The sequence below is a fragment of the Micromonospora sp. NPDC002411 genome (assembly GCF_053592955.1).
The window spans coordinates 1-11,103 of sequence record NZ_JBSFBM010000228.1; the positions used below are offsets into that span (position 1 = coordinate 1).

Annotated in this window: 11 protein-coding genes; 4 read left to right on the forward strand and 7 right to left on the reverse strand. The window is 73.5% G+C overall.

Annotation, left to right across the window (positions count from 1 at the left end):
* Positions 1 to 919, reverse strand: a 919-nt coding sequence (locus ACWCO3_RS23960) for a DUF1800 family protein (protein WP_450012136.1), incomplete at its 3' end; no start/stop codon positions are given.
* A gap of 466 nt (positions 920 to 1,385) precedes the next feature.
* On the opposite strand from ACWCO3_RS23960, the gene ACWCO3_RS23965 reads away from it, so the two are divergent.
* Positions 1,386 to 1,643 (forward strand): DUF3040 domain-containing protein, encoded by a 258-nt coding sequence (locus ACWCO3_RS23965; RefSeq protein ID WP_088988248.1) that lies wholly within the window; start codon positions 1,386 to 1,388, stop codon positions 1,641 to 1,643.
* A 4-nt stretch (positions 1,644 to 1,647) separates the two neighbouring features.
* Here the strand turns inward: ACWCO3_RS23965 and ACWCO3_RS23970 are convergent, their stop codons facing one another.
* The 3 genes from ACWCO3_RS23970 to ACWCO3_RS23980 all read right to left on the reverse strand — a co-directional run bounded on the left by ACWCO3_RS23970 (position 1,648) and on the right by ACWCO3_RS23980 (position 6,482).
* Complete coding sequence (locus tag ACWCO3_RS23970; RefSeq protein WP_145779568.1) at positions 1,648 to 2,565, reverse strand: SWIM zinc finger family protein; 918 nt, start codon at positions 2,563 to 2,565, stop codon at positions 1,648 to 1,650.
* Complete coding sequence (locus tag ACWCO3_RS23975; RefSeq protein WP_450012138.1) at positions 2,562 to 5,717, reverse strand: SNF2-related protein; 3,156 nt, start codon at positions 5,715 to 5,717, stop codon at positions 2,562 to 2,564. The genes ACWCO3_RS23970 and ACWCO3_RS23975 overlap by 4 nt, the downstream gene beginning before the upstream one ends.
* A gap of 246 nt (positions 5,718 to 5,963) precedes the next feature.
* Positions 5,964 to 6,482, reverse strand: a complete 519-nt coding sequence (locus tag ACWCO3_RS23980) for a DinB family protein (RefSeq protein ID WP_145779567.1) — start codon at positions 6,480 to 6,482, stop codon at positions 5,964 to 5,966.
* An 82-nt stretch (positions 6,483 to 6,564) separates the two neighbouring features.
* Here ACWCO3_RS23980 and ACWCO3_RS23985 point away from each other — a divergent pair, with 82 nt between their 5' ends.
* Positions 6,565 to 6,771 (forward strand): hypothetical protein, encoded by a 207-nt coding sequence (locus ACWCO3_RS23985; protein WP_088988245.1) that lies wholly within the window; start codon positions 6,565 to 6,567, stop codon positions 6,769 to 6,771.
* A 10-nt stretch (positions 6,772 to 6,781) separates the two neighbouring features.
* On the opposite strand, the gene ACWCO3_RS23990 is transcribed toward ACWCO3_RS23985, so the two are convergent.
* Both ACWCO3_RS23990 and ACWCO3_RS23995 read right to left on the reverse strand, forming a co-directional pair.
* Positions 6,782 to 7,924 carry a polysaccharide pyruvyl transferase family protein gene (locus ACWCO3_RS23990; protein WP_145779566.1) on the reverse strand — a complete coding sequence of 381 codons (1,143 nt, stop codon included), beginning with the start codon at positions 7,922 to 7,924 and terminating at the stop codon, positions 6,782 to 6,784.
* 103 nt (positions 7,925 to 8,027) lie between these two features.
* Positions 8,028 to 8,507 (reverse strand): GNAT family N-acetyltransferase, encoded by a 480-nt coding sequence (locus ACWCO3_RS23995; RefSeq protein ID WP_167524784.1) that lies wholly within the window; start codon positions 8,505 to 8,507, stop codon positions 8,028 to 8,030.
* Between the two features lie 119 nt (positions 8,508 to 8,626).
* On the opposite strand from ACWCO3_RS23995, the gene ACWCO3_RS24000 reads away from it, so the two are divergent.
* Both ACWCO3_RS24000 and ACWCO3_RS24005 read left to right on the forward strand, forming a co-directional pair.
* Positions 8,627 to 9,823 carry a glycosyltransferase gene (locus ACWCO3_RS24000; RefSeq protein ID WP_358166361.1) on the forward strand — a complete coding sequence of 399 codons (1,197 nt, stop codon included), beginning with the start codon at positions 8,627 to 8,629 and terminating at the stop codon, positions 9,821 to 9,823.
* Positions 9,820 to 10,437 (forward strand): Pr6Pr family membrane protein, encoded by a 618-nt coding sequence (locus ACWCO3_RS24005; RefSeq protein WP_358166364.1) that lies wholly within the window; start codon positions 9,820 to 9,822, stop codon positions 10,435 to 10,437. Before ACWCO3_RS24000 ends, ACWCO3_RS24005 begins: the two co-directional genes overlap by 4 nt.
* A 12-nt stretch (positions 10,438 to 10,449) precedes the next feature.
* Here ACWCO3_RS24005 and ACWCO3_RS24010 read toward each other — a convergent pair whose 3' ends face one another.
* A complete protein-coding gene (locus ACWCO3_RS24010) occupies positions 10,450 to 11,085 on the reverse strand; it encodes an HAD-IA family hydrolase (protein WP_450012143.1) in 636 nt (211 codons plus the stop codon).
* Positions 11,086 to 11,103: the final 18 nt, after the last annotated feature.

The following is an 11,103-nucleotide window of genomic DNA, read 5'->3' on the forward strand; positions in this document are numbered from 1 at the left end:
GCCGGGCGATGGTGGCGTCCACCATCTCCCGCTCCGGCTGGGCGCCCTGTTCGTTGAGCTGGTCCCGCTGGGTCCGCAGCTGCTGCACGCTGAGCTTCTGGGTGGGCAGCTCGGCGAGCTTCAGCTCGGCCTTGCTCGGCGCGATCTTGTCCGGTTCCATCTGGGTGCGGATCCAGGCGTCGATGCCCTGCTTCTTGATGTCGGCGATCACCTCGGGGGTGGGCCCGAAGGTGGCCCGCCGGGCCAGGTGCAGGATCGGGTCCTTGGCGAGCACCGTCTTCACTGTCACCTCGGTCGCCGCGGCGGCGGCGGCCGGGCCGGAGAGGGTACGTCCGCCGGTCGGCGCGTTCTTCTTCAGCGCCTCGCCGGCCCGGGAGCCCATGTAGCTCTCGTTCTGCTCGGTGTAGGTGCGCACCGTGCTGGGCTGCTGGCCACTGGGCCGCGCGGCGGTGCCGTCGGTGACAGTGCTGCCGGTGGCGTCACCGGCCACCTCGTCACCGAAGATGCCGCGGAGCTGCGGGGTCATGGCGAGCGCCGCGCCACCGGCGACGACGGCGGCGGTGCCACCGAGGGCCACCATGGCCTTGCGTCGTCCGACCTTGGGACGCGACTCGTCGTCGTCCAGAGTGGGCAGTCCGGTGCCGGGCCGCGCCGGGACCGGGCGACCGAGCCCTTCCGGGCCGACCCACTGCGGCCCGCGCGGGCCAGGGGCGGGCTGTCCGGCGTGCGCGTAACCCTCGCCGTACTGCTCGCGGGGGTCGGCCTGCGCCGGGTAGCCGCCCTGGTAGGGGTTGGGCGAGTCGTACCCGTAGGGCGCGGACGCGTTGGGGTCGCCGTAGCCATCCGCGTTGTGGTGCTGGCGTCCGTCCCAACCGCGGTCGTCCCGCGGTCGACGTGGTGGCACATTCTGGTCGGCCATGTACCAATCCCGATTTCTGATGAGCGCCGGAAGCTGCGACCGGGCAGGTGCGGCAGGTGCGGCGACTGTTGCCTGAGGGGGGTTGCTACGGCAAAGTAACCAAGCCCTCCGGGCCCTTCAAGGTGGGCCGAACACCCTCGTGAGGGCACTTAAGACAGCGCTCAGCGCGGCGTCCGCGGCAGTCGCCGGGCCGGGGACGAGCGCAGACCTTCCCAGCAGGGCGGACGCGCGGCAGCCGGGTACGGACCGGACCTCCCTGCCGTACGCGACACTTTCCGCGCCGTTCAGCACCACAGAGAAACTTAAGGTTCAGGTAAGCCGGACATGAGGTGCCCTCACGACGGTCACCACGCCCGATGTCACCGGGCCTCGCGAGGAGGAAAAGTAGCGGGAGCAGGCGAGCGTGAGCCACCACCGCAGCGGGTATGCCGCCGAACCGCTGAACGCGTGAGGGGAAGGCAGCGCCATGCTCAGCAAAGAGGATCAGCGCAGGTTCGACCAGATCACCCGTCAGCTCCGGGAGAGCGACCCGGCATTCTTCAAGAGGCTGGACCACCGGGTCCGTGCCCGCAGGGGCCGGTACCTGATGTTGTTGACCATCGTGCTGTGGGCGTCGCTGCCGGCGATAGCCGTGTTCGCCGGTCGGCTGACCGGTGCGATCTGCGCGGTGGTGCTGGTGGCCAACGCCGCCATCATGTGGCGGTTCCGCCGCCGCTGGACGTGACGGCTCACCGGTCGTCCGGGCCGAACGCCCGGTAGGCGCGGCGTAACCGTTCGAGCATTCCGGGACCACCGATGGCGGGGGCCGGCGCTCCGAGTTGGCGTAGCAGCAGGTCGGAGCCGGTCACCAGTCGAGGCGGCCGGTCCGGCAACGGCACCGGCGGTAGCCAGAACCGGTCTGCCGCCTCCGGCAGCGTGGTCGTCGACAGCCCGACGAGCGCGCGGGCCGCGCCGGCCGGTGCCACCGTCGATCGGTCACCGTCCGGTTCGGACGGTGCGCCGACCGCCTCGGGCAGCGCAACGACGCCGGTGGCCTCCACCCGCCGGGCGCGCAGCTCGTCCAGCAGCTCCGCCCGGGACCGGCCACGCCAGTGCAGCAACTCGAACGGGTCCGCGTCGAACGCCTCGGCCAGCAGGTAGAACGTCGCCGCGAGGTGCTTGCACGGGACCGCGAAGTCGGGGCAGTTGCACCGTTGGGTCAGCTCGTCCACACCGGCCGGGAACAGGGGCGCGCCGGCGGCGACGAACAGCTCCTCCAGCTCGCCGGGGAGGTCTCCGGCGAGCAGCCGGGCGCTGAAGAACGCCTGCCCGGCCAACTCCTCCTCGATCCGGGACCAGAGCGAGGCCGGGAACTGTCGCAGCGCGATGGACACCTGGTACGGCTGCGGGCGGGAGCCCTGCACCACGGCGCTGACCCGCCCGGGTGCGATGTCGAGCGTCAGCACCTGGCCGGCGCGTGCGTACGACCGGCCCCGGGTCAACCTGGTGCCCAGCGCGAACGACTCCAGCACCTCGAGGAACCGCCGGGACCACCAGGAACGTCCGATGGCACCCCGGGCGCTGCGCGCCCGCAGACCCCCGTCGACCCGGCGGGGGCGCCCGTAGTCGGCGAACCGGTCGGCGCTGACTCCGGCGTTGTCGCTCACTCCACCACCGCCCCGGCCTCCAGGGCGAACAGCTCGCGCAACTGGCCGGTGGACAGCTCGGTGATCCACTGCTCGCCCGTGCCCACGACCCGCTCGGCGAGGGCGCGCTTGTCGCTGATCATCGCGGCGACCTTCTCCTCCACGGTGCCCGCGCAGACGAACTTGCGGACCTGCACCCGACGGCGCTGCCCGATCCGGAACGCCCGGTCGGTGGCCTGGTCCTCCACCGCCGGGTTCCACCACCGGTCCACGTGCACCACGTGGTTCGCCGCGGTCAGGGTGAGGCCGGTGCCGCCGGCCTTCAGGGAGAGGACGAACAGCGGCGGGCCGTCCGCCGACTGGAAACGCTGCACCATGGCGTCCCGCTCGGCCTTTCCGAGCCCGCCGTGCAGGAACAGCACCTCCCGGCCGAACCGCGCCGACAGGTGACCGCGCAACATTGCGCCGAACTCGGCGTACTGCGTGAACAGCAGTGCCCGCTCCCCCGCCGCCAGCACCTCTTCCAGGATCTCGGTCAGCCGGGCCAGCTTGCCGGAGCGGCCCTCCAACGCGGACCCGTCGCGCAGCAACTGGGCGGGGTGGTTGCAGACCTGCTTGAGCCGGGTCATGGTGGCCAGCACCAGGCCGCGCCGCTCGATGCCGTCGCTGGTCTCGATCCGGGCGAGCATGTCGTCGACCACCACCCGGTAGAGCGCTGCCTGCTCGGCGGTGAGGTTGCAGAGCACCTCCATCTCCAACTTCTCCGGCAGGTCCGAGATGATCGACGAGTCGGTCTTGAGCCGGCGCAACACGAACGGGCCGGTGATCCGGCGCAGCCGCTCGGCGGCCTCGGCGTCACCGTTGCGCTCGATCGGCTCGGCGAACCTCTTGCGGAACGTCGCCGCCGGCCCGAGCAGGCCCGGGTTGGCGAACTGCATGATCGACCAGAGGTCCGCGAGCCGGTTCTCCACCGGTGTGCCGGTCACCGCCACCCGCTGCCGGGCCGGCAACGCGCGGACCGCCTCGGCCTGCCGGGTCGACGCGTTCTTGATCGCCTGCGCCTCGTCCACCACCACCCGGTGCCAGTCGATGCCGGCCAGGTCGACGGCGTCACGGGCGGCCACCGAGTAGGTGGTGAGGACCAGGTCCGCGCCGTGCGCGGCCGCTGTGAACTCCGCCCCCCGCGCCCGCTCCGCCCCATGGTGTACGTGCACCCGCAACGTCGGCGTGAACCGCGCCGCCTCCCGCTGCCAGTTGCCGACCAGTGACATCGGACAGACCAGCAGGGTCGGGCCGGCCTCCGGCGGGTCCCCGGCGAGCAACGCGAGCAGTTGCACCGTCTTGCCCAGACCCATGTCGTCGGCGAGCACACCACCCAGCCCGAGCGAGCGCAGGAACGCCAACCACGCCAACCCCCGCTGCTGGTACGGCCGCAGCGTCCCCTGGAAACTCGGCGGCGGTTCCAGCGGGGTGAGCCGACGCTCGACAGCACCGGCGAGCAGGTCGCCCAGCGCCCCGTCGGCGGTCACCTCCAACACCGGTAGCGCACCGGTGGCGTCACCGTCCTCCAAGCCGAGGCGCAGCAGGTCGGCGACGCTCAACTCACCGGCGGAGCGGAGCAGGCGCAGACCGGCGGCGAGCCGCCCCGGGTCCAGCTCGACCCACCGGCCACGCAGCCGCACCAGCGGGGTCTTCATCTCGGCCAGCGCCGCCAACTCCTCGGCGGACAGCGGCTGGTCGCCGAGTGCCACCTCCCAGCGGTAGTCCACCAGGGCGTCCAGACCGACACCGGCCTCGGCACCACTGACAGTGCCCGGCGCGGTGCGGCTGTGGGCGCGTAGCCGGGCGCCGAGCCGGGCCGACGGACGCTGCCACCAGGAGGGCAGCAGCACCCCGAACCCGGCCGCGTGCAGCACCGGGGCGCCTTCGCTGAGGAACCGGTGCGCCCCCTCGACGTCGAGCTCCATCACCTCGGGAGCGGCGGTACGCAGTGCGGCATCCAGGTCCGGCCAGAGCCGACTGGCCCGCCCCAACTCGGCGAGCAGCGTCTCCTGCGGGCTGCCCGTACGCCCGGTCAGGCCGCCGAGCGTCTGCGGCGCCCGCCACACCTGCCCGGCGTCGACGTGCAGGCCGGGCTCGTCGGCCGCCTGCAATCCGAACTCCAACCGCCACCGCCCGCCACCGGACGACTCGACCGACGCCGGCACGATATCGTCCGGTGCCGGACGGGTGGCCAGGATCGGTTCGGTGACCTCGTCCGGAGCCGGCTCCACCAGCCGGAAACTGGCCCGAACCGGCCCGCCGGCGGCGTCCCGCTGCCAGACGTCCAGCTCGTCGCGCAGGGTGGCCAACGCCGTGGGATCGACTGTGAAGTCCCGCTGCGGACCGGCGAGCGCCGCCAACCAGGCCGGTGCCGGGCCACCCGGCCGCAGCCCCCGAGCCAGGGCGGTGGTCGCCAGAGCGGCCCGCGCGGCGGCGTCGGTCAGCGCGTCGAGCGCATCTGCTACCACCTCGGCAGCGGTCAGCTCGCCCCCGCCCGCACCACGTGCGAGAGCGACGGAGTCGGCGGCGGCTCGGGCGGCGGGTGGCAGGGCCAGCGCCAACGATCGTGCCCAGGCGGCGTCGGTGCCGGTCAGCAGCGGCCGCCAGACCGCCCGCGCCGACACCTGCGCAGCACCGCCCGAGGAAGCCTCGGCCGCTGTGCTGACGCCGGGGAGGAGACGGCCACGGGTCACCAGGTCGGCCGCGAAGTCGGCCAGCTCGGCGAGGTGACGCACTGTGGCTCCGGGCACCGCCGGAAGGTCGTCCAGCGTGCGGAGCAGCGACAGCGCGTCGTCCGGGGCGTACACCAGGACGGGAACGCGCCACCCGGCCACCGTGAGTCGACCGCGGGCCGGGGGTGCGACGTCGGTCCGGATCAGCTCGGGCGAGTCGGTCGGCACGCCTGCCCGGGTGGGCAGGGTGAGCAGCGCGGTGCCGGGGTGGGCCGGCTCGGCGGCGTCGGCGAGGACGGCGACCAGGTCGGCGTGCCCGGCGGCGAAGGGGTGTGGACGTTCCCGGGGCGGCCGGCCGGGGCGGGTCGGCGCGGGTGGCGCGGCGCTGTCCTCGGCCCACACGGCGAGGCCGCCGGTCGAGCCGTCGCCGGGCGACCACAGCCCGTGGATGACCAGCACCTACTCCCCCTCGTCGCCGCCCGCGCCCCAGAATAGGCGGCCCGCCGGGACGACGTCCGCAGCCACCGCCGAACCGGAACACCGTACGGCGCGCACCGCATCGTCGCCGACTCCTGCGGGTGATCGACACGACTTCGCTGATATCGCGGTATCCACGTCGGTCGGACACCCCGACATCGGCGAAACCGTGTTGATCTTGGCCGCCGAGGGCCGCCGAGGGCCGCCGAGGGCGCGTCAGGGCCGGGGTCAGATCGCGCCGCACTCCCCGTCGGTCAGCTCGCGCAGGATGTCGGCGTGACCCGCGTGGCGGGCCGTCTCCTCGATCATGTGCACCAGGATCCAGCGCAGCGACACCTCGCCGAGCTGCGGGTGCGGCACCACATGGTCGAGGTCGAGGCTCGCGGCGACCGCCCGGGACCGGGCGCAGGCCCGTTCGTACGCGGCGACGAGCTCGGCGACGGTCTCCTGGTCGCCGAGGGTGAAGCTCGCCACCGCGTCCTCTTCCGAGGTCAGGTAGACGTCGCCCGGCTCGGGCGCCAGCAGGGTCGGGAACCAGTTCCGCTCGACCAGTGTCAGGTGCTTGACCAGCCCGGCGAGCGTGGTGGCCGAGGGCACCAGTCGGCGGCCGGCGTCGGCGTCGGAGAGACCGCGCAGCTTGCGCAGCAGCACCCCACGGTGGAAGTCGAGGAACGAACTCAGCACGGCACGCTCGTCGCCGGTGCGGGCGAGCACCGGACCGAGCGATGGATCGATCGTCTGCTCCATCCGCCGACCCTAGCCACGAAGCGGGGCCCTCGCTGCCCCGCTATCCGCTGCGGACCGGCGGTACGACGGGCAGGATGGGCGCATGGCTTCATCCGTGCAGATCCTTCTCGTCGGCGGCACGGCGGACGGGCAGACCATCACCGTCGAGCTGGACAGCAACGGCCGGCCGCCGCTGACCCATCACCACGTCGGCCCGGGTGGGCTGGCCGAGGCGCAGATCTACGAGTTGGAGACCGCCCGCGAGGAGGCCCGCGAGTGGCGCTACCGGTGGACCGGCCCGGCGGTGTGACCGCCCCGGCTCAGACCCGGGTGAGGGCCTGGCTGCGCAGGCTCTCCAACACGCCCCGGGTGACCTCCGAGGTGCCCCGCGCCTGATCGCACACCTCGGCCACCCGTCGTGCGGTGCCCTCGGCCCGTTGCTCGCGCTCGTCCCACAACCGGTCGACCTCGGCCAGCAGCGGCCCCTCGACCTCGCGTTCCACGCCGCGCAGGGCCGGCACGCCGAGCCGTTGGGCCAGGTCGAAGACCTTGCCGGCGTACGGCAGGGGCAGGAACGGTGTGCCGACCATCGCCGCGAAGATCAGGAAGTGCAGGCGCATCCCGACGGCCAGGTCGAAGTGCCGCATCAGCCCGAGCACCTGCTGCGGCGAGTAGGTGCCGTGCAGGATGCGACCCCGATCGGCCGCGACCATGTGGGACAGCACCCCGTGTGCGTGCCGGATGTCGTCGCGTTCCATGGGCACGAACAGCACGCACGCGTCGATCCGGTGCACCAGGAAGTCACCGATCTGGGCCAGCAGACGGTGGTAGCCGTCCACGTCCAGCCGTTCGGCGGCCCGTCCCGGCTCCCGCACGCTTATCCCCACCAGCCGCTGACCCACCGGCACGCCCTCCTCGGCCAGCAGGTGGGCCGGGAACTCCTCCGGTTGCAGGAGGAACGCCGGGTCGGCGGTGACCGTGATCGGGTTCAGCAGCCCGGCCTCCTCCAGCACCATCCGGGACTCCTGGTCCCGCACGGTCACCTGGACCGCGCTGGAGAGCGTCTCCCGGACCATGCCGGTGTCCACCGCCTCGCCGAGCGGCCCGACCCCCACCGCGTACGTGATCAGCGGCAGGCCACGCTCCTGGGCGACCCGGACCACCCGCAGGTAGCGGCGGGCCTCCCGGTCGTAGAGGATGCCTCCCCCGCCCAGGATGAGCAGGTCGAGCTGGGCCAGCACCAGCGCGGAGTCGGTACGGCTGACGCCCTCCCAGGGCACCGCCTCGACGTCCGGGTGGGCGGCCCGGGTGTGCTCCGGGTTACGGGAGAAGACGATGATCCGGGCGTTGGGTTCCTGCGTGCGAAGGTCGGTGAGCAGGCCGGTGAGGATCGCCTCGTCGCCGAGGTTTCGCCCACCGTACGAGCCCAGCACACCGATGGTCAGTCCGCCGCCGTGCGTCATCCGTCGCTCCTCCCCAGGTGCGGTCCGCGCCGGTTTCCCGCTGGGCAGGTGAACAGTCCTGCCGGGGGGACCGTCCTGGGTCGCCGGGTGCCCGGTCGCCGACTCAGCCCGCCCTGTCGATCCGCTTCGCCATCTGCTGCGAGGTGACCTCGAAGCCCAGACTGCGGTAGAGCCCGATCGCCACCGTGTTCGTCCCGAACACGTTCAAGCCCAGCTCGGGTACGCCGAGGTGGGCGAGTTCGACCTCGATGAGCTGGATCATCCGCCGCGCGTAGCCGTGTCCCTGGTGCTCCGGGTGCACCTCGATGTTGTGGATCCAGGCCTGACGGGGGCCGGTTGCCGCGGGCAGGGTCACCCAGATCCAGCCGACCTCGGTGTCGTCGACCCGGCCCAGCCGCAGCAGCGCCCCCTCGGTCGCCGCGCCGGCCGGCAGCGACTCCCGGATCTGGTCGACCGACCGCTCGCGGGCCGCCTCCGGGCTCATCCCCCGATGTGCCACCAGGTCGTCGGCGTACCCCTGCTCCAGCGGCCCCAGCAACCGGGCCAGCTCCGGTGCCGTCATCGGCGTCAACGTCAACTCCACCGCGGCTCTCCCTCGTCGTCGCCAGCGGACAGTGCAGCAGAACCGACCCGGGCCCGCCACCCGGCCCCACGCCGTTCGGCCCGGACGGCCGGGGTGCGCGGCCCGGCCATGATGGCGACGTGCGCATCGCCCACGTCAGCGACAGCCACCTCGACAACCCCGAGGGGGTGGCGACCTCGGTCGGCACCACAGTGGCGCTGCTGCGCGCCGCCGGGCACCGGGTCGTCCTGCACTGCCCGGGCCCCCTGTTGCGGCGTCGCCGACGACCGGGTGAGGTGCCCTCGCTGACGGTGCCGACCCGGCCCTACCGGCTGGCAGTGCCCCGGTCACCGGATGCACCGGCGGACGTGGTGCACGTGCACACCACCGGCCCGCTCGGCGTCGCCGGCCTGCGGTGGGCCACCGCACGGGGCGTACCCACCGTGCTGACCTGGCACACCGACCTGATCGCGTACGCGGCGCACTACCCGGAGATCCCGATCGGGGCCGCGTACGCGGGCCTCCGGCTGGGCCTGCGCTGGCGCGCGCGGGACCTGTGGGCGCTCGGTCGACCCGGCCCCGACCGGCAGACCCGACTGGCGGAACTCGGGCGGTGCCTGCTGGCGCACAGCACTGTCCTGGTGGCGCCTTCGGCGAAGACCGCGTCGATGATGGCGGCGATGGCGGGGCGTACCCCGATCGTGGTCCTGCCGACCCCGGCCGCCGCGCCACACGCCGACGCCGACGACCGGCGGCGGTTGCGGGCCCGGTTGGGCATCCCGACGGACGCGCCGGTCCTGCTCGCGGTGGGCCGGGCCACGCCGGAGAAGAACCCGGAGCTGCTGCTCGCCGCGTTCGCCCAGGTCCGCCAGACGTTGCCGGAGGCCCGCCTGGTGCTGCTGGGTGCCCGACGGCACCGGCTCGCGATCCGCCGGACGGCCCACCGGTACGGGGTGGCCGGCGCGGTGCGCCTGCTGCGCCCGGTGTCGCACGACCGGGTCGGCGCCCACTACCGGGCCGCGGACGTGCTCGCGTTCACCTCGACCACCGACACGCAGGGCCTGGTGCTCTCCGAGGCCGAGGCGTACGGACTGCCGGTGGCCATGGTGGACACCGCGCTGGTCCAGCGGCCGGGCACCGGCACCACCCGTCCGGTCGCCGAGCCCACCGCCGCGGCGTACGGCGCGTTGCTGACCCGGCTGTTGACCGAGCGGGAACTGCGCGCGGACGTGATCCGGGACGGGCGGGCGGCGGTCGCGGCCTGGTCCGGGGAGCGCTACCTGGCCGAGCTGGTCAGGCTGTACGCGGCACTGCCCCCAGCGGAGGCGACGCCGTGACGGCGGCGGAGTCGGGCCGGGACGTCCGCCGGGTCCTGCGGGTGAGCACCGCGGCGGTGGTCGCCGTCGGGCTGGTCCTCGCCCTGGTCGCCGCCCGTGACGAGCCCGTCGAGCTGCTCTTCTACTTCACCGTGCAGGTCAACCTGGCCTACCTGGTGGTGTTGCTGGCCGGTGGCGGTGACCGGCTGCGCACCGCGCTCACCGTCTACCTCGTCGGCACCGCACTGGTCTTCGTCCTGGTGCTGGCCAACCCGTGGAGCCGCTACGCCATGGTGGCGAACGCCGACGCCCGAGGGACGATCTCCGACGCCGGCAACCTGCTGCTGCACGTCGTGGCACCGCCGCTGGCCGCCGCCCACTGGCTCAGCCGTCGACCCCGGGTCGCGCTGCGCCCGGTGTACGCGGTCAGCCTGCTCGGCTATCCGCTGGTGTGGCTGACGGTCATCCTGGTCCGGGGCGCGCTGAAGGGTGGTGAGGACCGCTATCTCTACCCGTTCCTCGACGTGCCCCGACTCGGCTATCCCACGGTCGCCCTCAACGCCGTGCTCTTCGCCGTCAGCCTGCTCGTGATCGCCCTGACCGCCGTGCACCTGACCCGCCGTCACGCGCGGTGAGGCGGCTGCCCGTCAGGGTGCCGCGAGCGCCGACTCCACCTGGCCCGCCAGCTGCGCCAGGTCGTGCAGGCGCAGGTCGCCGTCGAGCCCCTTCAACGCGGCGGTCAGCGCGCCAGCCGCCCGCCCGGCGCGCAGGCCGACCTCGGCGTCCTCGACGACCAGGCACCGCCCCACGGGTACGCCGAGCAGGGCTGCGGCCCGCAGGTAGCCCTCCGGGTCCGGTTTGCCGACCCGCACGTCGTCGACAGTGACCAGCACCGGCGCGACGATCCCGGCCGCGCCGAGACGCGCCTGGGCCAGCCGGGCGTCGGCGCTGGTCACCACGGCCCAGGGCAGCCCCAACCGGGCCAGTGTGTCCAGGAGGTCGTGCGTCCCGGGGGTGGCGACCACGTCGGACAGGTCGTCGTACTGCAACGCGAGCTGCCGTGCCGCCGCGGTGGCGACCGCGTGGTCGTCGAGGTCGGGCAACAGCCGGCGGATGGTCCGGTCGGCGGGGCTGCCGTGCGCGATGGCCAGCGCCGCTGCCGGGTCGACCGCGTACTCGGCCGCCCACCGCTCCCAGGCCCGCTCGACGGCCGCGTCCGAGTCGACCAGGGTGCCGTCCATGTCGAACAGCACCGCGCCAATGCCTGCCAGTTCCACGCTCACGCTCCAGTTGTTGCTCGC